The organism is Methyloversatilis sp. (genome assembly GCF_965284615.1).
Classification (GTDB): Bacteria; Pseudomonadota; Gammaproteobacteria; order Burkholderiales; family Rhodocyclaceae; genus Methyloversatilis.
Window position 1 is genome coordinate 4,019,953 of sequence record NZ_OZ260098.1, and the last position, 24,162, is coordinate 4,044,114.

The 24,162-nt window shown below is 64.8% G+C and carries 17 protein-coding genes and 1 pseudogene; 3 read left to right on the forward strand and 15 right to left on the reverse strand.

Features of this window, described 5'->3' with window-relative positions; genetic code table 11:
- Window positions 1-116 precede the first annotated feature (116 nt).
- Window positions 117-503, reverse strand: a complete 387-nt coding sequence (locus tag ACQ66H_RS19045) for a type II toxin-antitoxin system RelE/ParE family toxin (protein ID WP_430435326.1) — start codon at window positions 501-503, stop codon at window positions 117-119.
- Window positions 496-795 (reverse strand): type II toxin-antitoxin system Phd/YefM family antitoxin, encoded by a 300-nt coding sequence (locus ACQ66H_RS19050; protein ID WP_430435327.1) that lies wholly within the window; start codon window positions 793-795, stop codon window positions 496-498. The genes ACQ66H_RS19045 and ACQ66H_RS19050 overlap by 8 nt, the downstream gene beginning before the upstream one ends.
- Before the next feature lie 377 nt (window positions 796-1,172).
- Between ACQ66H_RS19050 and ACQ66H_RS19055 the strand changes: the two genes are divergently transcribed.
- Window positions 1,173-2,333 carry a Fic family protein gene (locus tag ACQ66H_RS19055; RefSeq protein ID WP_430435328.1) on the forward strand — a complete coding sequence of 387 codons (1,161 nt, stop codon included), beginning with the start codon at window positions 1,173-1,175 and terminating at the stop codon, window positions 2,331-2,333.
- A 28-nt stretch (window positions 2,334-2,361) separates the two neighbouring features.
- On the opposite strand, the gene glmS is transcribed toward ACQ66H_RS19055, so the two are convergent.
- Both glmS and glmU read right to left on the reverse strand, forming a co-directional pair.
- Entirely contained in the window at window positions 2,362-4,200 is a 1,839-nt protein-coding gene (glmS, locus tag ACQ66H_RS19060) for a glutamine--fructose-6-phosphate transaminase (isomerizing) (RefSeq protein WP_430435329.1), read from the reverse strand.
- A 48-nt stretch (window positions 4,201-4,248) separates the two neighbouring features.
- Window positions 4,249-5,610: a bifunctional UDP-N-acetylglucosamine diphosphorylase/glucosamine-1-phosphate N-acetyltransferase GlmU gene (glmU, locus tag ACQ66H_RS19065; protein WP_430435330.1), complete on the reverse strand. Its 1,362-nt coding sequence runs from the start codon at window positions 5,608-5,610 to the stop codon at window positions 4,249-4,251.
- Between the two features lie 147 nt (window positions 5,611-5,757).
- Between glmU and ACQ66H_RS19070 the strand changes: the two genes are divergently transcribed.
- On the forward strand, window positions 5,758-6,267 hold the full coding sequence (locus ACQ66H_RS19070) for a DUF4124 domain-containing protein (RefSeq protein ID WP_430435331.1): 510 nt from the start codon (window positions 5,758-5,760) through the stop codon (window positions 6,265-6,267).
- Window positions 6,268-7,075: 808 nt separating this feature from the next.
- On the opposite strand, the gene ACQ66H_RS19075 is transcribed toward ACQ66H_RS19070, so the two are convergent.
- From ACQ66H_RS19075 to ACQ66H_RS19120, 10 genes and pseudogenes are all read right to left on the reverse strand, one after another.
- Window positions 7,076-8,542, reverse strand: a complete 1,467-nt coding sequence (locus tag ACQ66H_RS19075) for a glutamate synthase subunit beta (protein ID WP_430435332.1) — start codon at window positions 8,540-8,542, stop codon at window positions 7,076-7,078.
- 17 nt (window positions 8,543-8,559) lie between these two features.
- A pseudogene (locus tag ACQ66H_RS19080) lies at window positions 8,560-13,226 on the reverse strand (glutamate synthase-related protein).
- A 272-nt stretch (window positions 13,227-13,498) separates the two neighbouring features.
- Window positions 13,499-14,620 (reverse strand): deoxyguanosinetriphosphate triphosphohydrolase, encoded by a 1,122-nt coding sequence (locus ACQ66H_RS19085; protein ID WP_430435333.1) that lies wholly within the window; start codon window positions 14,618-14,620, stop codon window positions 13,499-13,501.
- A complete protein-coding gene (aroB, locus tag ACQ66H_RS19090; protein WP_430435334.1) occupies window positions 14,613-15,701 on the reverse strand; it encodes a 3-dehydroquinate synthase in 1,089 nt (362 codons plus the stop codon). The genes ACQ66H_RS19085 and aroB overlap by 8 nt, the downstream gene beginning before the upstream one ends.
- Window positions 15,689-16,216 (reverse strand): shikimate kinase, encoded by a 528-nt coding sequence (locus tag ACQ66H_RS19095; RefSeq protein ID WP_430435335.1) that lies wholly within the window; start codon window positions 16,214-16,216, stop codon window positions 15,689-15,691. Before ACQ66H_RS19095 ends, aroB begins: the two co-directional genes overlap by 13 nt.
- Before the next feature lie 75 nt (window positions 16,217-16,291).
- Window positions 16,292-18,412: a type IV pilus secretin PilQ gene (locus ACQ66H_RS19100; RefSeq protein ID WP_430435336.1), complete on the reverse strand. Its 2,121-nt coding sequence runs from the start codon at window positions 18,410-18,412 to the stop codon at window positions 16,292-16,294.
- On the reverse strand, window positions 18,409-18,939 hold the full coding sequence (locus ACQ66H_RS19105; protein WP_019916499.1) for a pilus assembly protein PilP: 531 nt from the start codon (window positions 18,937-18,939) through the stop codon (window positions 18,409-18,411). The genes ACQ66H_RS19100 and ACQ66H_RS19105 overlap by 4 nt, the downstream gene beginning before the upstream one ends.
- Complete coding sequence (locus ACQ66H_RS19110) at window positions 18,936-19,601, reverse strand: type 4a pilus biogenesis protein PilO (RefSeq protein ID WP_430435337.1); 666 nt, start codon at window positions 19,599-19,601, stop codon at window positions 18,936-18,938. The genes ACQ66H_RS19105 and ACQ66H_RS19110 overlap by 4 nt, the downstream gene beginning before the upstream one ends.
- The gene (locus tag ACQ66H_RS19115; protein ID WP_304006592.1) at window positions 19,598-20,182 is read right to left on the reverse strand and encodes a PilN domain-containing protein; all 585 of its coding nucleotides are present in this window, start codon (window positions 20,180-20,182) and stop codon (window positions 19,598-19,600) included. Before ACQ66H_RS19115 ends, ACQ66H_RS19110 begins: the two co-directional genes overlap by 4 nt.
- Window positions 20,179-21,258 carry a pilus assembly protein PilM gene (locus tag ACQ66H_RS19120; RefSeq protein ID WP_430435338.1) on the reverse strand — a complete coding sequence of 360 codons (1,080 nt, stop codon included), beginning with the start codon at window positions 21,256-21,258 and terminating at the stop codon, window positions 20,179-20,181. Before ACQ66H_RS19120 ends, ACQ66H_RS19115 begins: the two co-directional genes overlap by 4 nt.
- Window positions 21,259-21,427: 169 nt before the next feature.
- Between ACQ66H_RS19120 and ACQ66H_RS19125 the strand changes: the two genes are divergently transcribed.
- Complete coding sequence (locus ACQ66H_RS19125; protein ID WP_430435339.1) at window positions 21,428-23,878, forward strand: penicillin-binding protein 1A; 2,451 nt, start codon at window positions 21,428-21,430, stop codon at window positions 23,876-23,878.
- Here the strand turns inward: ACQ66H_RS19125 and cyaY are convergent.
- Window positions 23,838-24,158 carry an iron donor protein CyaY gene (gene cyaY / locus ACQ66H_RS19130; RefSeq protein WP_430435340.1) on the reverse strand — a complete coding sequence of 107 codons (321 nt, stop codon included), beginning with the start codon at window positions 24,156-24,158 and terminating at the stop codon, window positions 23,838-23,840. The two genes, ACQ66H_RS19125 and cyaY, sit on opposite strands and share 41 nt — an antisense overlap.
- Between the last annotated feature and the right edge of the window lie 4 nt (window positions 24,159-24,162).

Genomic DNA, 24,162 nt, shown 5'->3' on the forward strand with positions numbered 1-24,162 from the left:
GTCTCTCGGCGCAATGGCGATGACCGACATGTCATGGGCGACCCGCGCTAGCGAACCGTACTCAAGCTCGGCACTGCGTGATCCGACAGCAACTCAGCGACACCGTTGCTCTGCGCTCAATTTCCCATCGGCCAAAGCCCCGCGAAATCGAACGACAACTGCCGATGGTGGCGGATCGTCAGCAGGTAGAGCGTCGCCAGTTCATCGGCCACGGTATAGAGCGTGAGGTAGTCGCCGTGCAGATACTCGCGAAGGGAATCGGCGGTCCCCGTCGGCATGGCGGTAAGCAAGCTGAGCGCTTCGGCGGATTGGGGCGGGTGGTCGAGGTAGCGCCGACCGATGCGAGGGAAGCGGGCCAGATTGGGGATGACCGTGCTGCGCAACTGATCGAGCAGGTTGTCGAAGGCCGCGCCCGCATCGGCTTCTATCAGAAAGGTTTCGATGGCTTCGAGGCGCGCCAGGAAGCTGTCGGTCAGCTCAACCCGGTGCAGGGTTTCAACCATGTGTCTTCGCGCGACGCTTCTGAAGGCCGGCGATTGCGGCATCGGCCGGCTGGGTCCGGCCCGCTGTAATGTCGTCCAGACCGCGACGGGCGTCTTCAAGCAGAAGCAGATGGATGCGTTCGCGTTCCAGCCGGTGGTAGTAGTCCAGCCGGTCGGCGTCGATCAGCGCGACATAGCTTTCACCGTTCTTGGTGATGATCTTTTCTGCGCCGGCCTTGGCCTGATCGGCGAGCTCGGAGAGATTGGCGCGTGCCTGAGTGAACGGCACCACGTCGCGCGCTGAAAAACCCATTGTGTGCTCCCGATGGGAAGGTGACAGAATTCTGTACAGTCTATCGAGTCAAGTGCGGTGACGCTACAGCGGTCTGTTCATCTGCTGCGAGCGTGCGAGGCATGGACGCAAATACGGAGGCTGATCCGCGAACCGGCGGAGAGAACAAGGCGCTGGTCCATCTCCGTGCTCTGAAACAGCACCACGTCAGGCACACGTGTTCAAGATACTCATGGGAGAAACTGCAGAAAAAGTGCCGAAATTTTCAAGATATTTTTCCTTGATCCATATTTCAGGCGTTTGTTCTGACTGAATTTTTCTCTCTCTATTGAAGATACCAAGATCGTCGATTACAGATAATCTACGGCTTTGCCCTCACTTCGGCACAGAGGCCGCTCATGCCTGCCTTCCGCCATCATGATCTGAGTCTGCTCAACACCACCTTCGACTCACCCTTGGTCGATGTGGTGACCGAGCTCGAACATCTGCGCCGTCTCCGGCTGGAAGGCAGCACGCCCGCGCCGGTGTTCTTCCAGCTCAAGCAGATCTTCCACATGCTGGAAAGCCTGGGGTCGGCCCGCATCGAAGGCAACCACACCACGCTGGCCGACTATGTCGAGAGCCGGCTGGAAGACGTTGCGGCAAGCGTGAGTGACACGCTGCGTGAAATGGCCAATATCGAAGAGGCCATGGCCTTCATCGAGGCGCATTTCGCGCCCGGCGACGACATCACCGAACATCTTGTGCGCGAGTTGCATGCGCTGACGGTGCGCGACCTGCAGCGGGAGGGCGACGCCACCCCCGGCGCCTACCGCCAGGGGTCGGTGCGGATTTCGCAGTCCGACCACCTTCCACCCGAGGCGCTGCAGGTGCCGCAGTACATGAGCGAGCTGGTGACCTTCATCAATCAGCCTGACCCGCGCAAGTACGACCTGATCAAGGTCGCGCTCGCCCACCACCGCTTCGCGTGGATACACCCCTTCGGCAACGGCAACGGGCGTGTTGTCCGGCTGCTGACTTACACCTTGATGATCAAGTACGGCTTCGACGTCAGGGCTGGCGGGCGGGTGCTGAATCCAACCGCGGTGTTCTGCAACGACCGCGACCGCTATTACGCAATGCTCAGTCAGGCGGACACCGGCACGCAGGAAGGACGCGAGGCATGGTGCATCTACGTGCTGTCCGGCGTGCGCGACGAACTGGACAAGGTGGCCCGGCTGACCGATCAGGGCTATCTCATCGACCGCATCCTGACACCAGCGTTGCATCATGCGCGCGAACGCGAGTCATTGACGCAGATGGAAGAGCGGGTGCTTATGGCGACGGCCCACAGAGGGATCGCCAAGGCGGGCGACCTGAAAGCGGCGATGCCCGGGATGACGGAAGCCCAACGCACCTACCAGATCCGCAAGCTTGTGGAGCGCCGGATGCTCGTACCGATCCACGAGGGCGCACGTCAGTACACCGTGGGTTTCAGCAACAGCGTGTTGCTGCGTGGCGTGATCCGCGCACTGACGGCGGAAGGGTTCATCCCCGAGGCGTTGAACCGCCCCGGTTGATCGACATTCAAGCGCGCGTGGTGCGCCCTCACTCCACCGTCACGCTCTTCGCCAGATTCCGCGGCTTGTCCACGTCGGTGCCCTTCACCAGCGCCGCGTGGTAGGCGAGCAGTTGCAGCGGCACGACGTGCAGTACCGGTGACAGCAGGCCGTAGTTCTCCGGCATGTTCAGGATGTGCACGCCCTCGCCTTCGACCATTTCGGTGCCGGCGTCGGCGATGACGTAGAGCTCGCCGCCGCGGGCGCGGACTTCCTGGATGTTGCTCTTGAGCTTTTCGATCAGCGCGTCGTTCGGGGCGATGGCGATGACCGGCATGTCGCGGTTGACCAGTGCCAGCGGGCCGTGCTTCAGTTCGCCGGCCGGGTAGGCTTCGGCGTGGATGTAGGAAATTTCCTTGAGCTTGAGCGCGCCTTCGAGCGCGATCGGGTAGTGCTGGCCGCGGCCGAGGAAGAGGGCGTGGTGCTTCATCGCGAAGCGTTCGGCCCAGGCCTGGATCTGCGGCTCAAGCTCCAGAACGCGGGTGACCGCGCCCGGCAGGTGACGCAGTGCCCCGAGGTATTTCTCTTCCTGCGCGACGCTGAGCGTGCCGCGGGTTTTGGCCATGGCCAGCGTGAGCAGCGCGAGCGCGGCGAGCTGGGTGGTGTAGGCCTTGGTCGAGGCAACACCGATTTCCGGGCCGGCGCGGGTGATGAAACGCAGGCTCGACTCACGCACGATGGCCGATTCCGGCACGTTGCAGATGGCCAGCGTGCGGGTCATGCCGAGCGTCTTGGCGTACTTCAGCGCGGCCAGCGTGTCGGCGGTTTCGCCCGACTGCGAAATGGTGACGACCAGCGTGTCGGGGTCGGCCACCGGCTTGCGGTAGCGGTATTCGCTGGCGATCTCGACCGAGCATTCGATGCCGGCGATGTCTTCCAGCCAGTAGCGGGCGACCAGGCCGGCGTGGAAGCTGGTGCCGCAGGCGAGCACGAGCACGCGGCGCACCGAGCGGAACACGTTGTCGGCTTCGACGCCGAACAGGTTGGGGGTGATCGAGCGCGCCTGGGCCAGCATTTCGAGCGTGTTCGACAGCGCGGCCGGCTGCTCGAAAATCTCTTTTTGCATGTAGTGGCGGTAGCTGCCCAGTTCGACCGCGTCGGCCGACAGCTGACTCACCTGCACCGGGCGTTCGACCGGCGTGCCGTCGAGACGCATGATGCGCATCGAGTTGCGGGTGAGTTCGGCCATGTCGCCGTCTTCGAGGTAGATCATGTTGCGCGTGACCTGCAGCAGCGCCGAGGTGTCGGAGGCGGCGTAGTTGCCGTTGTCCGACTGGCCCAGCACCAGCGGCGAGCCGTGGCGGGCGACGACGATGCGCGAGTCTTCGCCTTCGGTGACGATGGCGATGGCGTAGGCGCCGATCAGTTCGCCGCAGGTGGCGCGCACGGCGTCGAGCAGGTCGGGCGTGGTCTTCAGGTGGTGGCGCACCAGGTGGGCGATGACCTCGGTGTCGGTTTCCGACGTGAAGGTGTAGCCGAGGCCGGTGAGGCGGGCGCGCAGCGGCTCGAAGTTCTCGATGATGCCGTTGTGCACGACGGCAAGACCGTCGCTGATGTGCGGGTGCGCGTTGCGCTCCGACGGCACGCCGTGCGTGGCCCAACGGGTGTGGGCGATGCCGATCGACGCGTCGAGATTCTGTTCGCTGGCCTGGGTGGCCAGTTCGGCCACGCGGCCGACCGAGCGCAGGCGGCGCAGTTCGGTGCCGTTGGCGCCATTCAGCACGGCGAGGCCGGCCGAGTCATAGCCGCGGTATTCGAGCTTGCGCAGCCCTTCGAGCAGTACGGGAACGATGTTCTGGCCGGCGATGGCCGCGACGATGCCACACATGGGAAATCCTTTGCCGTTGCGATGCGTTGTGTGTCGGTTACTGCCCGGTCATTTCTTTTTCTTCACCGGCCGGGTCCAGCCGGTGATGGTGGTCTGGCGCACGCGCGAGATGGTGAGCTCGCCCGGCGGCGCGTCCTGCGTCAGCGTGGTGCCGGCGCCCAGCGTGGCGCCGCGGCCGACGGTGACCGGCGCAACCAGCTGTGTGTCGGAGCCGATGAACACGTCGTCTTCGATGATGGTGCGGAACTTGTTGGCGCCGTCGTAGTTGCAGCAGATGGTGCCGGCGCCGATGTTCACGCGGCTGCCGACGGTGGCGTCGCCGACGTAGGCGAGGTGGTTGGCCTTGCTGTGGGCGGCGATGTCGCTGTTCTTCACTTCGACGAAGTTGCCGATGTGCACGTCTTCCGCCAGGTTCGCGCCGGGGCGCAGACGCGCGTAGGGGCCGAGCTGGCAGCCGGCGCCGACCACGGCGTCGTCGAAATGGCAGAAGGGGGCGATGACGGTGCCGGCGGCGACGGTGACGTTGCGCAGCACCGAGTGCGCGCCCACCTTGACGCCGTCGCCCAGTTCGACGCGACCCTCGAAGATGCAGCCGATGTCGATCTCGACGTCGCGGCCACAGACCAGCTCGCCGCGCACGTCGATGCGTGCCGGGTCGCGCAGCGTGACGCCTTCGGTCAGCAGTCGCTCGGCGTTTTCGCGCTGGTGGATGCGTTCGAGTTCGGCCAGTTGCGCCTTGTCGTTCACGCCCAGCGTCTCCGACACGCGGGCGGGCTGCGTGCTCACCACCGGCACGCCGTCGCGCACGGCGGCGGCGACCACGTCGGTCAGGTAGTACTCGCGCTGGGCGTTGTCGTTCGACAGCTGGTCGAGCCAGCCGGCGAGCTTGCCGCCGGGCACGACCATGATGCCGGTGTTCACTTCGCGGATGGCGCGCTCGGCCTCTGATGCATCCTTCTGCTCGACGATGCGCACGATGCGGCCTTCGCCGTCGCGCACGATGCGGCCGTAGCCGGTCGGGTCGTCGAAGCTGACGGTGAGGATGGCGAGCTTGTCGTTGCCGGCCGCTTCGGCCAGCTTGACGAGCGTGTCGGCGCGCAGCAGCGGCACGTCGCCGTAGAGGATGAGTACCGGCTCGTCGCGCGACAGATGCGGCAGCGCCTGGCGGACGGCGTGACCGGTGCCGAGCTGTTCGGCCTGCAGCGCCCAGTTGACCGCGACATCGGGGAAGGCTGCACGCACTGCGTCGCCACCGTGGCCGTACACCACGCAGGTGTGCGACGGATTCAGGGACGCTGCGGTGCGCAGCACATGCCCGAGCAGCGGGCGGTCAGACAGGGGTTGCAGCACCTTGGGCAGGGCGGAGCGCATGCGCTTGCCTTGCCCGGCTGCCAGAATGACGATCTGCATCGGACACCATATGGCGGAAAACCGCGTGGATTCTAGCATTCGGGGTACGACGGCCTGCTGCGCAGCAGTTCTCGCCCACCGCGTGTTTGCAACCTGCCGACGTGTGCGTTGCCATAGATTTAACAATTCAACCGGGAGGTCTACGACATGAAAGCCGTCGCCCTTTACGCCGCTCTCTGCATGCTGCCCGTGACGCTGTTCGCGGGCGACACCGTGCACCGCTGGGTCGATGAACGCGGCGTGGTGAATTACGGCGACGCGCCGCCCGAGGGGCGCAAATCGACGCCGATACGCACGGTCGATCCGCTCACCGTGACCGGCTCACCGCCCCCAGCCCGCGCCGCGACGCCGCCAGCCCCGGCAGGTGGAGTGGCAGACCGCGACGCGGTACAGCGCGAAGTCGAATCGGCGTTGCAGCGGGAACGTGCGTCGGCCGCGCGAGAAAGCGCCGCGCGGCAGGAGGCGGCGATGGCGGAAGCGCGCCGACGCTGCCTGGAACAGAGACGTGTGGATTGCGACGATCCGGTACTGCTGGAGGAGCCCCTGTACGGCGTGCCGCCGCGCATCATCCGTCGCCACCCTCCCCTCTACCCGCCGATAGCCCGTCCGCCCGCACCGCCCCCGGAGCCGCCGGTGCTGATGCGCAAATTGCCGTAGGCGGATTGCTCAGACGGGGCGCGACCGGAGCCCGGTGCGGGGTTTTGTGGGAGGGGTCATCTGACCCCGACAGCGGCTTGGATCGAAGCCCGCGGACCGCAACGGCCGCGTCGCGGCCAAGGCCGCTCCCACAAGAGAGGCGCCTGACCCGCGGCCCGAGCCAGAGCGCGGGTTTTGTGGGAGGGGTCTTCTGACCCCGACTGCGGCTTGGATCGAAGCCGGCGGACGGCAGCGGCCGTGTCGCGGTCAGAAGACCGCTCCTACAGGGGTGGTGCGCCGGATCCACGACCGGAGCCTGGGCGAGGATTCTGTGGGAGGGGTCTTCTGACCCCGACTGCGGCTTGGATCGAAACCGGCGGACCGAACGGCCGCGTCGCGGTCAGAAGACCGCTCCTACAGGGGTGGTGCGCCGGATCCACGACCGGAGCCTGGGCGAGGATTCTGTGGGAGGGGTCTTCTGACCCCGACAGCGGCTTGGATCGAAGCCGACGGGCGGCAGAGGCCGTTTCGCGGCCAAGGCCGCTCCCACAGGGGTGGTGCGCCTGATCCACGGCCGGAGCCTGGGGCGAGGTTTTGTGGGAGGGTTCTTCTGACCCCGACTGCGGCATGGATCGAGGTCGGCGGACTGCAACGGCCGCGTTGCGGCCAAGGCCGCTCCCACAGGGGAGGCGCCTGACCCGCGGCCAGAGCCCGAGCCAGGCATTTGTGGGAGCGAGCTTGCTCGCGATTGCGGCCCTCGCGACAACACCGGCCGGTCGGCCGGTGTTCCCCACTCCCCCGAAGGGCGTTCGCGAGGGCTGAGGGAGGCTTAACGCGGCAGCGTGGTAGTGCCCATCAGGAACTGGTCAACTTCACGAGCGCACTGACGGCCTTCGCGAATCGCCCACACCACCAGCGATTGCCCGCGGCGCATGTCGCCGGCGGCGAATACCTTGGGCACGTTGGTGGCGTAGCAGCCTTCACCGTCGGTAGTGGCGCGGGCGTTGCCCCGGCCGTCCTTCTCGACGCCGAAGCTTTCGATGATGCTGCCGGCCGGGCTGACGAAGCCCATCGCGAGCAGCACGAGGTCGGCCTTCAGCAGTTGCTCGGTGCCGGCCACTTCCTGCATGCGACCGTCCTTCCACTCGACGCGCACGGTTTTCACCTGAGTGACCTTGCCGTTCTCACCGATGAATTCCTTGGTGGCGATCGCCCAGTCACGCTCGCAGCCTTCTTCGTGGCTGGACGAGGTGCGCAGCTTGATCGGCCAGTAGGGCCATACCAGCGGCTTGTTCTCCGACTCCGGCGGCTGCGGCATCAGTTCGAACTGGATGACGCTGGCGGCGCCGTGACGGTTCGAGGTGCCGACGCAGTCGGAACCGGTGTCGCCGCCGCCGATCACGACCACGTGCTTGCCGGTGGCCATGATCTGGTCGGGCACGGTGTCACCGGCAACGACGCGGTTCTGCAGCGGCAGGAAGTCCATCGCGAAATGCACGCCGGCCAGCTCACGGCCCGGCACCGGCAGGTCGCGCGGCTGTTCGGCGCCACCGGCGAGGATGACGGCATCGAACTCGGCCTTCAGCTGCTCCGGGCTGACCACGGTCGCGGCGTCGCTGTGCACCGGCGAACCTTCGGGCAGCGGACCGACCTGCACGCCGGTGCGGAAGGTAACGCCTTCGGCTTCCATCTGCGCGATGCGGCGGTCGATGTGCGACTTTTCCATCTTGAAGTCGGGGATGCCGTAGCGCAGCAGACCGCCGACGCGGCTGTTCTTCTCGAACACGGTCACGTCGTGACCGGCGCGCGCCAGTTGCTGCGCGGCGGCCATGCCGGCCGGGCCGGAGCCGACGACGGCGACCTTCTTGCCGGTCTTCGTCGCCGGCGGCTGCGGCACGACCCAGCCGTTTTCCCAGGCCTTGTCGATGATGGCGTGCTCGATCGACTTGATGCCCACCGCGTCGCTGTTGATGTTCAGCGTACAGGCGGCTTCGCACGGCGCCGGACAGATGCGGCCGGTGAATTCCGGGAAGTTGTTGGTCGAGTGCAGCACTTCGATCGCCTGCTTCCAGTCCTGGCGGTAAACCAGGTCGTTGAAGTCGGGGATGATGTTGTTGACCGGGCAGCCGCTGTTGCAGAACGGGATGCCGCAGTCCATGCAGCGCGCACCCTGGATCTTCGCCTCTTCGTCGCTCAGGTGGAGCACGAACTCCTTGTAGTTGCGCACGCGCTCGGCGACCGGCAGCGAAGCTTCGGACAGACGCTGGTACTCAAGAAAACCGGTGGACTTTCCCATGTTCGATTCTTTTCCTGTTACTTGGCCATCGCTGCAGCAGGCGCATCCGCCTTGGCAGCCATTTCACGCAGCGCGCGGCGGTACTCGACCGGCATCACCTTGACGAACTTGCCACGGGCATTCGCCCAGTCGGCAAGGATGTCGGCGGCACGCTTCGAGCCCGAGAAGGCAGCGTGACGCGCGATCAGGCGACGCAGAATGGCTTCGTCGCTCATCGTCAGGTGGTTGATCGCAGCCTCGCCGATGATGTCGTCGTCCGACTCGTCAGCCAGGTCACCGCTGATCACATCCAGCTCGACCATCGACATATTGCAGCGCTTGGCGAAGCTGCCGTCCTCGTCATAGACGTAGGCGACGCCGCCCGACATGCCGGCAGCGAAGTTGCGACCGGTCTGGCCGAGCACGACCACGGTGCCGCCGGTCATGTATTCGCAGCCGTGGTCACCGGTACCCTCGACCACCGCGATGGCGCCCGAGTTGCGCACGGCGAAACGCTCGCCGGCCACGCCGCGGAAGTAGCACTCGCCTTCGGTCGCACCGTAGAGCACGGTGTTGCCGACGATGATGTTCTTCTCCGATGCGCCGCGGAATGCGTCCGACGGCTTGATCACGATGCGGCCGCCGGACAGGCCCTTGGCGACGTAGTCGTTGCCCTGGCCGGTCAGTTCCAGCGTGATGCCGCGCGCGATGAAGGCGCCGAAGCTCTGACCGGCAGTGCCGCTGAGCTTCACCATGATGGTGTTGTCGGGCAGGCCCTTGTGACCGTAGCGGCGCGCCACTTCGTGCGACAGCATGGTGCCGGCGGTGCGGTTCACATTGGTGATCGGCGATTCAACGACGACCGGCTTGCCGGTTTCGATGGCGTCCTTCGCCTTGGCGATCAGGCTGTGGTCGAGCGCGCGGTCGATGCCGTGGTCCTGCGTTTCGCTGTGCAGGCGCGACACTTCGGCCGGAACCGGCGGCATGTAGAAGATGCGCGAGAAGTCGAGGCCGCGCGCCTTCCAGTGTTCGATGCCGGCACGGGTGTCGAGCAGGTCGGCGCGGCCGACCAGATCGTCGAACTTGCGCACGCCCATCGAGGCCATCAGCTCGCGCACTTCTTCGGCGACGAAGAAGAAGTAATTGACCACGTGTTCCGGCTGGCCGGTGAACTTCTTGCGCAGCACCGGATCCTGGGTGGCGACGCCGACCGGGCAGGTGTTCAGGTGGCACTTGCGCATCATGATGCAGCCCTCGACCACCAGCGGTGCGGTGGCGAAGCCGAATTCGTCGGCGCCGAGCAGCGCACCGATCAGCACGTCGCGGCCGGTCTTCATCTGGCCGTCGGCCTGCACGCGGATGCGGCCACGCAGGCGGTTCAGCACCAGGGTCTGCTGGGTTTCGGCCAGGCCGAGTTCCCACGGCGTACCGCAGTGCTTGATCGACGAAATCGGGCTTGCACCGGTGCCGCCGTCATGGCCGGCGATCACCAGGTGGTCGGCCTTGGCCTTGGACACGCCGGCGGCCACGGTGCCGACGCCGATTTCCGACACCAGCTTGACCGAGATCGAGGCGGTCGGATTCGAGTTCTTCAGGTCGTGGATCAGCTGCGCCAGATCCTCGATCGAATAGATGTCGTGGTGCGGCGGCGGCGAGATGAGGCCGACGCCCGGCACCGAGTGGCGCAGGAAGCCGATGTATTCCGACACCTTGTGGCCGGGCAGCTGACCGCCTTCGCCCGGCTTGGCGCCCTGGGCCATCTTGATCTGGATCTGGTCGGAGTTGGCCAGGTATTCGGCGGTGACGCCGAAACGGCCGGACGCGACCTGCTTGATCTTGGAGCGCAGCGAATCGCCCTTCTTCAGCGGCAGCGCGACTTCGACGCGCGACGAGCCGATGAGCTTGTCGAGCGTGGTGTCTTCGGTCACCGGGTTGAAGCGGATCGGGTCTTCACCGCCCTCGCCGGTGTTCGACTTGCCGCCAATGCGGTTCATCGCGATGGCCAGCGTGGTGTGCGCTTCGGTCGAGATCGAGCCGAGCGACATCGCGCCAGTGGCGAAGCGCTTGACGATTTCGGTCGCCGGCTCGACTTCCGACAGCGGCACCGGTGCGCCCGCCGGCTTGATGTCGAACAGACCGCGCAGCGTCATGTGACGCTTGGTCTGGTCGTTGATGATTCGGGCGTATTCCTTGTACGTGTCGTACTTGTTGGTACGCGTCGAGTGCTGCAGCTTGGCGATCGCGTCCGGCGTCCACATGTGCTCTTCGCCGCGGATGCGGAAGGCGTATTCGCCGCCGGCATCGAGCGCATTGGCCAGCACCGGGTCATTGCCAAAGGCCTGGGCGTGCGTGCGCAGCGCCTCTTCAGCCACTTCCTGCAGGCCGATGCCTTCGACCTGGGTGGCGGTGCCGGTGAAGTAGCGGGCGACGAAGGCCGAGTTGAGACCGATCGCTTCGAAGATCTGCGCGCCGCTGTAGGACTGGTAGGTCGAGATGCCCATCTTGGACATGACCTTGTTCAGACCCTTGCCCACCGCCTTGATGAAGCGCTTGGACGCGTCCTTGGTGACAGACCGGACGGCAGCTCATTCGAGATTTCGGCGATGGTGTCGAACGCCAGCCACGGACAGATCGCTTCGGCGCCGTAACCGGCGAGCAGCGCGAAATGGTGGGTTTCACGCGCCGAGCCGGTGTCGATGACGAGACCGGTCAGCGTACGCAGGCCCTTGCGCACCAGATGGTGATGCACGGCCGAGGTAGCGAGCAGCGCCGGGATGGCGACGCGCTCGCGCGAAGCGGCGCGGTCGGACAGGATGACGATGTTGAAGCCGTCGGCCACCGACTTTTCGGCTGCTTCCTGCAGGCGCTTGATCGCCCCTTCGCAGGCCGCGGCGCCGTCAGCCGCCGGGTAGGTGATGTCGAGCACCAGCGAACGGTACTTGCCGCCGGTCAGGCGCTCGATGTCGCGCAGGCGCAGCACGTCTTCGTTGGTGAGCACCGGCTGAGTGACTTCGAGGCGCGGCGTCAGGCCGTCTTCGTTGTCGGCCACACCCATCAGGTTCGGGCGCGGACCGATGAAGGAGGCGAGCGACATCACGATCTCTTCGCGGATCGGGTCGATCGGCGGGTTCGTGACCTGGGCGAACAGCTGCTTGAAGTAGGAATACAGCGGCTTGTTCTTGTCCGACAGCACCGGCAGCGCGGAGTCGTTACCCATCGAGCCGATGGCTTCTTCGCCGCCGGCCGCCATCGGCGCCAGGATGAACTTGATGTCTTCCTGCGTGTAGCCGAAGGCCTGCTGCGTATCGAGCAGGGTTTCGCTGCGCTCGGTGGCGTACTTGATCTCTTCCAGTTCGGTCAGGAAGAAACGCGAATCGGTGATCCACTTGTCGTACGGGTATTCGGTGGACAGCTCGTGCTTGAGCGCGGCGTCCTCGATGATCGCGCCCTTTTCCAGGTCGATCATGAACATCTTGCCCGGCTGCAGACGCCACTTCTGCACGATGCGCTCGTCCGGAATCGGCAGCACGCCCATTTCGGAGGCCATCACGACCATGTCGTCGTCGGTGACCAGGAAGCGCGCCGGGCGCAGGCCGTTGCGGTCCAGCGTGGCGCCGATCTGGCGGCCGTCGGTGAAGGCCACGGCGGCCGGGCCGTCCCACGGCTCCATGATGGCAGCATGGAACTCGTAGAAGGCGCGACGCTCTTCGTCCATCAGCGGATTGCCGGCCCAGGCTTCGGGGATCAGCATCATCATGGCGTGGGCGAGCGAGTAGCCGCCCATTACCAGCAGTTCGAGCGCGTTGTCGAACGAGGCCGAATCGGAGCCGCCTTCGACGATGAGCGGCCACAGCTTGTCGAGATCGTCGCCGAGCGCGGCCGACTTCATCGACTTCTGACGCGCTTTCATCCAGTTGATGTTGCCGCGCACGGTGTTGATTTCACCGTTGTGGGCAATCATGCGGAAGGGGTGAGCCAGATCCCAGGTCGGGAAGGTGTTGGTCGAGAAGCGCTGGTGTACCAGCGCCAGCGCGGACTGCGCGCGCGCGTCCTGCAGGTCGAGGAAGTACTCGCCGACCTGATGCGCCAGCAGCATGCCCTTATATACAAGGGTGCGCGAAGACAGCGACGGAATGTAGAACTGCTTCACGTCGGCCAGCTTGAGCGCGCGCACTGCGTGCTCGACACGCTTGCGCACGACGAACAGCTTGCGTTCGAAAGCGGTCTGGTCGGCCACGGTATCGGGGCGGGCGATGAACACCTGGCGCATCTGCGGCTCGATGGCACGCGCTGCTTCGGCCAGGATGCTGCTGTCGCGCGGAACGTCGCGCCAGCCGAGGAAGGTCAGGCCTTCTTCGTGGATGATGCGCGCCACGACCGACTCACAGGCGGCACAGCCATTGGCCGATTGCGGCAGGAAAACGGTGCCACAGGCGTAGTCGCCTGCGGGCGGCAGCGTGATGCCGATCTTCGCGGCCTCGGCGCGCATCAGCGCATCGGGCATCTGGATCAGAATGCCGGCGCCATCGCCGAGCAGCGGGTCGTAACCGGTTGCGCCACGGTGATCGAGGTTCTTCAGGATCAGCAGACCCTGTTCGATGATGTCGTGCGATTTGCGATTCTTGATGTTCGCAACGAAACCCACACCACATGCATCACGCTCGTTTTCGGGGTCGTACAGACCCTGAGTATGGGGAAGACCCATTGCTTTCGTCCTCGAAACTCGTTTGCCAACCGCGCGCGGCATCGCTCTGATCGCTCGCCACTGCGGGAATTCGCACCGCCGCATCCACGAAAAAGCCGGTTTCCGCGGTCATCCTCTGAAGGGGATTTGGCGGGCACCGGCTCGGGTGGCCTCGCCGACTCGTCGGTGAGACCGGCACAGGCACTTTGGGGGTGGACGACGGAGTATAAAACCTTGATCCGCTACGTACAACACCCGTGCGGCGGCGCATCAAACAGCGCCGACCGACGGGGTCAGATCTCGCCGACCGCGAACAGGCGGCGATGCTCGCGCATCGCGTAACGGTCGGTCATGCCGGCAATGTAGTCGGAGATGGCACGCGGCTTGTCGTCGCGGGCCATGAGCTGGTATTGCGGCGGCAGCAGGCGCGGATCGTCCATGAAGGCGCCGAACAGCTCGGCAATGATGCGGCGCGCCTTGGCCGTCATGCGCAGCACCTGATAATGACGGTACAGGTTGTCACGCAGGAACTGCTTGAGCTTGAGCTGCTCGGCCCGCATCGTTTCGCTGTAGGCAACCAGCACCGGGCCGGCGCGTACGTCGTCGATGGAACGCGGCGCGACGGCCTCGATGCGCCCCGTCGTTTCCCCCACCAGATCAATCACTTGCGCATTGATCATGCGGCGGATCGCTTCGTGGATCAGGCGCCGGCCCGCGATCTGCGGGTACAGATCGACCACCTCGCGCCGGAAGCGGGCGAAGATCGGCACCTCCTCCAGTTGTTCCAGCGTGATCAGGCCGGAGCGCAGGCCGTCGTTGACGTCGTGATTGTTGTAGGCGATTTCGTCGGCCAGATTGCAGATCTGCGCCTCGATTGTCGGCTGCGTACGGTCGAGGAAGCGCTGGCCCAGTTCGCCCAGTTCGCGCGCGCGCGCCGGCGAACAGTGCTTGAGGATGCCTTCGCGCGTTTCAAAGGTGAGGTTCAGGCCATCGAAGGCGCCGTAGCGCTCCTCCAGCAGATCGACCGTGCGCAGACTCTGCAGGTTGTGCTCGAAACCGCCGTAGTCGCGCATGCATTCGTTCAGCGCGTCCTGACCGGCGTGGCCGAAAGGCGTGTGGCCGAGGTCGTGGGCAATCGACACCGCCTCGGCCAGATCTTCATTCACCCGCAGGGCGCGGGCGATCGAGCGCGCGATCTGCGCGACCTCGATGCTGTGCGTGAGCCGGGTGCGGAACAGATCGCCTTCGTGATTGACGAAAACCTGGGTCTTGTACTCGAGCCGGCGGAAGGCCGTGCTATGCACGATGCGGTCGCGGTCGCGCTGGAACTGGCTGCGCCCGTGGGGCGAATCTTCCGGGAAACGGCGTCCGCGCGAATTGTCGTCGCAGGCTGCGTAGGGTGCGAGCTCAGGCATTTGCGCAGCAGTGCTCGATGGACGCGGCAATGTCGGCCACCGCAGCATCGCCATACACGACGGCCTCGCCGATGCGCTTGAGCAGCACCAGGCGCAACTTGCCGGCCTCGACCTTCTTGTCGTGCGACATCAGTTCGAGGTAGCGCTCTACGCCCAGCTTCGGTCCGCGCAGCGCCAGACCGGAGGATTCGTGGATGCGGTGGATGCGCGCGACGTCGTCGTCGTTCAGCCAGCCGAGCCGACGCGACAGTTCGGCCGCCATCAGCGTGCCGGCCGCAACTGCCTCACCGTGCAGCCACTCGCCGTAGCCGAGACCGGTTTCGATGGCGTGGCCGAAGGTGTGGCCGAGGTTGAGGTGGGCGCGCACGCCGGCTTCGGTTTCGTCCTCGATCACCACCTCCGCCTTGTTGCGGCAGGAGCGCTCGATGGCGAAGGCCAGCGCCTCGGTGTCGCGCGCCAGCAGGCGCGGCATGTTGATTTCGAGCCAGTCGAAGAACTCGCGATCGCGGATCAGACCGTACTTGATCACTTCGGCCAGACCGGCCTTGAGTTCGCGGTCGGGTAAGGTGTCCAGCGTGTCGATGTCGGCCAGCACCAGCTTGGGCTGATAGAAGGCGCCGATCATGTTCTTGCCGAGCGGATGGTTGATCGCGGTCTTGCCGCCGACCGACGAATCGACCTGGGACAGCAGCGTGGTCGGCACCTGGATGAAGGGCACGCCGCGCTGGTAGGTTGCCGCGGCGAAACCGACCATGTCACCGATGACGCCACCGCCGAGCGCGATCAAGGTGGTCGAGCGCTCGACGCGGGCGCCGAGCAGCGCGTCGAAAATGAGGTTCAGCGTCGGCCAGTCCTTGTGTGCCTCGCCGTCAGGCAGCACGACCAGCTGGCGGGCAACGCCGACCGAATCCAGAGCGTCGAGCACGCGCGCGGCGTACAGCGGCGCGACGATTTCGTTGCTGATGACCACAGCGCGCTTGCGCTTCAGTACCGACGCGAACAGATCGCCGCGGTCTATCAAACCACGACCGATATGGATGTCGTAGGCGCGCTCGTCGAGCGCCACGTTCAGGCTGCGCATCGGTTCAGGTATTCCCGTTCAAGTTTCCGCACGATGGACAGCGGGCTGCCCTGGCCGCTTTCGGCGATGAAATCGGCGACCTCACGGTACAGAGGGTCGCGCAGGCCATGAAGTTCGCGCACCCGGGCGCGCGGATCGTCGACCTGCAGCAGCGGCCGGTTGCGGTCGCCGCGGGTGCGCGACCACAGCACGTCGGGCGGTACGTCGAGATAGACCACCCAGCCACCGGCCTTCAGATTCTGCCGATTCACCGGATCGAGCACCACACCGCCGCCAGTGGCCAGCACCAGCCCGGTTTCGTGCGCCAGCGCCTCGATGGTCGCTGCCTCGCGCCGGCGAAAGCCGGCTTCGCCCTCGATCTCGAAGATGGTCGGAATGCTGACGCCGGTGCGCGCCTCGATCTCGTGATCGCAGTCTACGAAGCGTTTGCGCAGCCTGCGCGCGAGCTGACGCCCGACGGTCGTTTTGCCGGCGCCCATCATGCCGACCAGAATAATGTTGTCGCTATGTTCCACCGGCCGGATTCTAGCAGCGCAAAAAGAAAGCGGCCCCGTCGCCGGGGCCGCCTGGTGCCAAGTCGTTGAGCGCGCTCAGCGCAGTGTCAGATTGTCGCTGACGATACGCGGCGTGACGAAGATGAGCAGTTCGGCGCGGTTGTCGCGGGTTTCCGTATTGCGGAACAGGAAGCCGACGTACGGCAGATCGCCGAGGAAAGGCACGCGCGTCTGCGTGCGACGCTCGTCCTGCGTGTAGATACCGCCGATGACCACCGTGCCGCCGTTCTCAACCAGCACGTCGGTCTTGACGTGCTTGGTGTCGATGGCCACGCCAGAGCCGGTCGAGAGTTGGGTGTTCGGCGTGTCCTTGTTGATGTCGAGCGCCATCTGCACCCGACCGTCCGGGGTGATCTGCGGCTTCACCTGCAGCTTGAGGTTGGCCTTGCGGAAGGACACGCTGGTCGCGCCCGAACTGGTTGCCTGCTGGTACGGAATTTCAACACCCTGCTCGATCAGCGCCTCGTTCTGGTCGGAGGTCATGACGCGCGGGCTGGAAATCACCTTGCCCTTGCCGTCCTGTTCCAGTGCCGACAGTTCGAGGTTCAGGAAACGGGTCGCCGCCGAATTGAACAGCACGAAGGACAGTTGGCCCGGCGTGCGCGGAGTGATGTTGTTTGCACGCAGATTCGTGCTCAACGAATCGGTCAGGAAGTTCGGCTGGGTCTGCACCTGGCCGGTCTGGAAACCTGTCGCCGCCGCGGAACCACCGATATTGAGACCCGCGCGACCCAGCTGCACCGAGCCTGCGGCCGTCTGGTTGATACCGAGACGCGCGCCGAGGTTCTTCGCGAAGTCCTCGTTCGCTTCGACGATACGCGCTTCGATCAGGACCTGACGGGTCGCCACGTCGAGCTCGATCAGGATGCGGCGGATGTCTTCGAGTCGCGACGGAATGTCGGTCACGATGAGCTTGTTGGTGCGCGTGTCCATCACGATCGACCCACGCTTGGACAGGAAGCGTTTGTCCTTGTCGTCGAGGATGGATTTGTACAGGACTTCAGCCTTGTGATAGTTCAGTTGGAAGGTTTCAGTGCGCAGCGGCTCAAGCTCGCTCACCTGCTGCTGGCTTTCGAGCGCCAGCTTTTCCTTCGCCGTCAGCTCGTCGCGCGGTGCGATCCAGATGACGTTGCCGGTCTTGCGCTTGTCCAGTCCCTTGGCGTCGAGAATGATGTCGAGGGCCTGGTCCCAGGGGACGTCCTTGAGTCGCAGCGTCAGCGAACCACCGACGGTGTCTGAGGTGATGATGTTGTTGTCGGTGAAGTCGGCGATCACCTGCAGCACCGAACGCACGTCGATGTTCTGGAAGTTCAGCGACAGTTTCTCGCCCTGGTAGCCCGGCTTGCTGCCCTGAACCAGCTTGTTCGGATCCTCGACCAGACGCTTCACTTCAAGAATGAACTGATTCTCGCTCTGGTAGGCGTTGTGCTCCCACAGACCGGTCGGGGTGACCGTGAGGCGGGTGTTGGCACCCGAGCGCACGACTTCCATCTGCGTGATCGGGGTGCCGAAGTCGGTCACGTCGTAACGCTTCAGGAATTCTTCAGCCACCGAGGCGCGCAGGAATTCGACCACCAGCTTCGTTCCCTGCTGGCGGATGTCGATGCCGGTGTTCGGATCCGACAGTTCGACCACGACGCGACCTTCACCGTCCTTGCCGCGACGGAAACCGACGTTGCGCAAGGTCTGCGTACCTTCGTTCGCCGTCGGCTCGGCGAATCGGGACGTCTTGTCGGACTGGGCGACCGCTTCGGCATTCGTCGGCATCGCCAGGCTGATGTAAAGGTCGCGCCCGGACAGCCGGGTATTGAAGGTGGACAGCTTGTTGAGGTTGAGCACCAGCCGCGTGCGGTCACCGACCTCGACGATGTTGAAGCTGCGCAGGTGCGCTTCGTTCAAGGTCTGGGACGAGCGGCCGAGCGCATTGCCGGTCGCCGGGAAGTCGAAGGCGATGCGCGCGGGCGACGCGACGCTGAAGTTGGCGGGCACCGTGGCCAGTTCCGACTTGGTCGTCACCTTGACCAGTACCTCCCCGCCCTGCTGCGACACAAGGATGGACTCGATGCTGTTCGGCTGAGCCTGGGCAACGGCAAGTGCCGGTATCGAAGCGACGGCGAGCGCGCACAGCAGGCCGGCGAGTTTGCGGACGAAATTCATTTCTTTGCCTCCTGCTCCTGCAACTGGAGCGTACTGGTACGTTCGACCCATTCGCCGTCCGCGTCCTGAACGATTTCCTTCAAGGTGATGCCATCGCCGGATATCGACGTGATGACACCGAAGTTCTGACCCATGTAATTGCCGCTGCGCACGCGATGCAAGGTCGTGTCCGCCTTGATCAGCGCGTAGGTGACCCGCCCCTGTTCGAGCAGACCGACCATGGCCAGCGTATCGAGCGGGTACTGCTCCAGCGGCTCCTTGCGCCGGTCGAGGTCAGGCGTGATGCCCCCGCCACCACCGCCGCCCTTCTTCCGCTCCGGTTCGATCTTCTGCACGCTGAACGGATCGAGCAGATTGCCCGCTTCGTAGGCAACGATGATCGACGGCTTGATTTCCGGCAGCGGCTTCACTTGCCCCTTCAGGCCCTGCGTGTTCTCTTCCATCCAGGCCCGCAGATCCTCGTGGTTCTCGCCGTCGCAGCCCGCCAGCGCCAGCGCGGCCGCCAGCATCGTCAGGAGGCGCTTCATTTGTTGCCTCCCTTGGCCTTGTCGGCCTTCGCCTTCTTGATGCGGGCGATCTCTTCGTCGTCGAGATAGCGGTAGGTCGTCGCCACGGCGTCCATCTTCAGACCGTCCTTGGTGGAATCGATGACGATGGATCCGAGTGTCACGATGCGCGAGAGCTTGGCGACGTCGCCGGCAAAGTTGCCGAGGTCGTGATAGCCGCCGGTGACGCGGATGGTGATCGGCATTTCGGCGTAGAAATCCTTGACCGCTTCGCCACCCGGCTTCCAGGTTTCGAACTGCAGGCCGCGGCTCAGACCGGCCTGACTGATATCGACCAGCAGCGATTCCATCTCGGCCTTGTTCGGCAGCTGCTTGAGCAGCGCGCCGAAGGACTTGTCGATGTCCGCCAGCTGCTGCTGGTACTGCTCGAGATTCACCGCCTGACGCTTCTTGTTAAGCCACTCGTCCTTCAGCGTCTGTTCCTCGAGTCGCTTCTGTTCGAGCTCGACGCGCAGCGGATCCCACAGGAACCACCAGCCCGCGGCCAGCGTTGCGACCAGCACACCCAGCAGGACCGCAGCCTTCGGCGCGGTGGCCCAGTTGCCGACGTCCTTCGGGTCGAGATTTTTGAAATCGTCCGCGATGCGCGTGACATCGATTTGGGGCATCTGGATCTGCTTCATGTCTTGCGCCCCTTCGTCGTCTTGCTGTCGGCCTCGTCCACTGCGCGCGTGATGAACAGATCGAGGCTGAATTCGTTCATGCGGCGCTTGTCGACGGTCGCGCCCTTGATTTCGATGAGGGTCGGGCGCTCGAGCAGTGGCGACGATTCCAGATTCCGCATCAGGCTCGACACCCGCGCGTTCGATTGCGCGTACCCGACCAGATTGATCTTGTTCGCCTGCTGCGAAACCTTCTTGATATAGACGCCTTCCGGCACGTTCTTCGCGAGTTCGTTGAACAGGCCGACAGCTTCCGACCGGTTGCCCTGCAGCGACTCGATCACCCGCTTGCGCTGCAACAGCGCGTCGGTCTGCTCGCGCAGCCGCTTGATCTCGTCGATCGACTTGTCGAGCGCAGCGATTTCGGTCTTCAGGAAGGCGTTCTTCTCGTCCTGCGCCGACACGTAACCGCTGATGATGCCGTTGCCGAGCGCCACGATGAGACCGCCGAGCACCAGCGTCAGGCCGGTCAGCGCATAGAACTGCTGGCGCCGCGCCTTGCGCTTCTCCTCGCGATGGGGAAGAAGGTTGATGCGAATCATGCGTCGAACCTCCTGAGCGCAAGGCCGCAGGCCACCAGCAGGGACGGCGCGTCCTGGCTGAGACGCTTGGCGGTGACCGTCTGCGACAGCTGCATGTTGACAAAGGGGTTCGCGATACGGGTTTCGACCTGGGTGCGGTTGGCAACCACTTCGTCCAGGCCGGGGATGACCGAGCACCCGCCGGCGAGCACGATGTGGTTGACGCTGTTGTACTGCGTCGAGGTGAAGAAGAACTGCAGCGCACGCGACACCTCAAGCGCGAGGTTGTCCATGAAGGGGCGCAGCAGGTCGTTCTCGTAGTTTTCAGGCAGCGTGTTGGTGCGCTTGGCGGCTTCGGCCTCTTCCGGGCTCATGCCGTAATTGCGCATGATGTCTTGCGTCAGCTGGTAGCCGCCGAACGCCTGCTCGCGCGAATAGACCGGCTGGTCGTTGCGCAGGATGATCACGTTCATCACGTTGGCGCCGACGTTGACCAGCACGATGTTGGTGTCCTTGCCGCCGTCCGGCAGCTGCTTCTCGACCAGTTCGAATGCCGCCTGTGCCGCGTAGGACTCGACGTTGACCACGACTGCGCGCAGGCCGGCCGCTTCAGCTACCGCGACGCGGTCCTCGACCTTTTCCTTGCGCGAGGCGGCGATCAGCACCTCGACCTCGTCCGGGTTGCCGGGCGCCGGGCCGACCACCTGGAAATCGAGATTCACCTCGTCGAGTTGGAAAGGGATGTACTGATTGGCTTCCGACTCCACCAGCACCTCGAGCTCCTGCTCGCGCTGATTGGCCGGAACGATGATCTTTTTCGTGATGACGGCCGCCGCCGGCAAGGCCAGCGCGACATTGCGCGTTGACGTGCCCATGCGCTTCCACGCCCGACGCACTGCGTCGGCAACGTCTTCGAGCTTGGCGATGTTGCCATCCACCACCGAATCGCGCGGGAGGTTCTCGATGGCGTAGCGCTCGATGCGGTGCTCGCCCTTCGCTGTCCGGGACAGCTCGACCAGCTTGACCGCCGAGGACGACACGTCCAGCCCCATCAGGGGACGCGCTCCCGGGTTAAATACCGACAGGTCGAAAGCCAAGCTTTTTCCTTTTAAGACAGTGAATTAGGCCCAATACGCACAAATTACATTAAGATGCTAGCAGCAAGGTATCGACAAGTAAACAAATTTTGGGTAGGCGTAACGAGAAGCTTCACACGGTCGGGCGGCTATACTTTCGCCCTCAAACCCCCTCCGGAAACCCATCCTCTTGCTCTCCAAATTCCGCTGGCTGCTCTACCCGTTGACCGCCTTCACCGGCCTCGCACTGATCGGCGCGGCCCTCGCGCTGATCGTCGTACTGCTCGCCTACCCGCAGCTGCCGTCGCTGGACATCCTGACCGACTACCGGCCGAAGATTCCGCTCCGCGTCTACAACGCCGACGGCCAGCTGATCGGCGAATTCGGCGAAGAACGCCGCTCGGTCGTACCGATCGAGCAGGTGCCGGACGCGCTCAAGCACGCCATCATTGCCGCCGAGGACGAGCGCTTCTACCAGCACTCGGGCATCGACTACATGGGCATCGCCCGCGCAGCGCTGGCCAATCTGACCAGCGGCGGACGCAGCCAGGGCGCCAGCACCATCACCATGCAGGTGGCGCGCAACTTCTTCCTGTCAAGCGAACGCACGCTGCGCCGGAAAGTCTATGAAGCCCTGATGGCGTTCAAAATCGAGAACAGCCTGACAAAAGACCAGATACTCCAGCTCTACATCAACCAGATCTATCTCGGTCAGCGCGCCTACGGTTTTGCTGCCGCTTCCAGAGCCTATTTCGGCAAAAACCTGAAGGACATTAGCGTCGCCGAAGCAGCGATGCTCGCCGGCCTGCCGAAAGCGCCTTCCAAGTACAACCCGGTGGTGAACCCGAAGCGCGCAGCACTGCGCCAGTCCTACGTGCTGCGGCGCATGCAGGAACTGGGCTACATCGACGAAGCGACGCGCGCTCGCGCGGTCGAGGAAGAGCTCGTCGTGCGTCGCGACAGCAGCACCGCCAGCGGGCCGAAACCGGCGGATTTCGTCGCCGAAATGGCGCGCCAGATGGCGGTCGAGCGCTTCGGCGAGAACGCCTACTCACTCGGCCTGCGCGTGGTCACGACGATACGGCGCGCCGACCAGGACGCCGCCATCGAGGCCGTCCGCAAGGGCGTGTTCGACTACGACCGCCGGCACGGCTATCGCGGCGCGGAATCCTTCGTCAACATGAAGGACGTCGGCGCCGACGACGACGAACTGCTCGACGATCTGCTGCAGGACGTGCCGGACGCGGTCGGTCTGCACGCTGCGGTCGTGCTCGCTGCCAGTCCGACCGCGGTGAAGGTCTACAAGCGCGGCGGCGAAGTGCTCAACCTGGGCGCGGACGCGATCAAGTTCGCCAAGGCGATGCTGGACGACAAGGCGCCGCCGGCGCGCAAACTGCGGCGCGGCGCGGTCGTGCGCGTGATGCAGGACGCCAAGCTCGGCTGGACGCTGGCGCAGATGCCCGAGGTCGAGGCGGCGCTGGTCGCCATCGACAGCGACGACGGCGCTGTGCGCGCACTGGTCGGCGGTTTCGACTTCAATCGCAGCAAGTTCAACCACGTCACCCAGGGCTGGCGTCAGCCGGGCTCGGCGTTCAAGCCCTTCATCTACTCGGCGGCGCTGGAGAAGGGTTACGGGCCTGCCACCGTGGAAGAGGACACGCCACTGGTGGTCTCGGCTGGCGAAACCGGCAGCCAGAGCTGGCAGCCGAAGAACTACGACGGCAAGTACGACGGCCCGATCTCGCTGCGCACCGCACTGGCGAAGTCGAAGAACATGGTGTCGATCCGCATGCTGCGCTCAATCGGCCCGCGTTACGCGCAGGACTATATTTCACGCTTCGGATTCGACGCCGCGCGCCACCCGCCCTACCTGACGATGGCGCTCGGCGCCGGGTCGGTCACCCCGTGGCAGATGGCGTCCGCCTACGCCGTATTCGCCAACGGCGGCTACCGGGTCGAGCCCTATGTGGTGAGCGAGATCACCGACAGCGAGGGACGCGTGCTGGCGCGCTTCACGCCGCGCAAGGCCGGCGACGAGGGTTTGCGCGTCATCGACGCGCGCAACGCCTACCTGATGGACAGCATGATGCAGGACGTCGTGCGCCGCGGAACCGCCACCCGCGCGCTGGCCCTCAAGCGCGGCGACCTCGCCGGCAAGACCGGCACCACCAACGACTATCTCGACGCCTGGTTCTGCGGCTACCAGCCCTCGCGCGTCACGGTCGCCTGGATAGGTTTCGACAACCCGCGCACCCTGGGTCGTGGCGAAACCGGTGGTTCAGCAGCGCTGCCGATGTGGGTGGATTACATGCGTCACGCACTGAAGGACGTGCCCGAACAACGGCTGCCGCTGCCCGACGGCCTGATCAGCATCGATGCCGGCGAGGACAGCAAGGGCAACCCGCGCACCGACCTGATGTACCAGGAACATCTGCCACCGCCGCCCGAGTCACTGCCGGAAGAGCCGGAAACGCCGGCTTCGGAGGGCGAGTTGCAGCCCGGCCCGCCGCCGCAGTCGCCGGCACCGATTCCAACACCACCGCGCTCGCCGACCGGCCACATCGTACCGAGCGAGTCGCGACTGACGGTGCCGGAAACGCTCAGCCGCGCAGCTTCACTGGCTCGCCCGCCTGCTGGCTGAGCAGTTCTTCCAGTGACTGCATCAGTTCCTTGCCGTCGCGCGTGCCTATCCAGCGCCCGCCGTCGGCACGGAAGTGGAAGCCGCCGGAACGCGCCGCCACCCAGATTTCCTGCGCGACGCCGTGCCGGTTGATCACCATTTTGGAACCGTCGTCGAACTCCAGTTCCAGTACGCCGCCGGCCTGCAGTTCGTAGTCGATTCCAGCGCCGCTGCGCTCGATGGCCTGCTCGATCGCAGTCAGCGTCGCATCAGCCAATTTGTTAAATTCACTTTCGTTCATATTC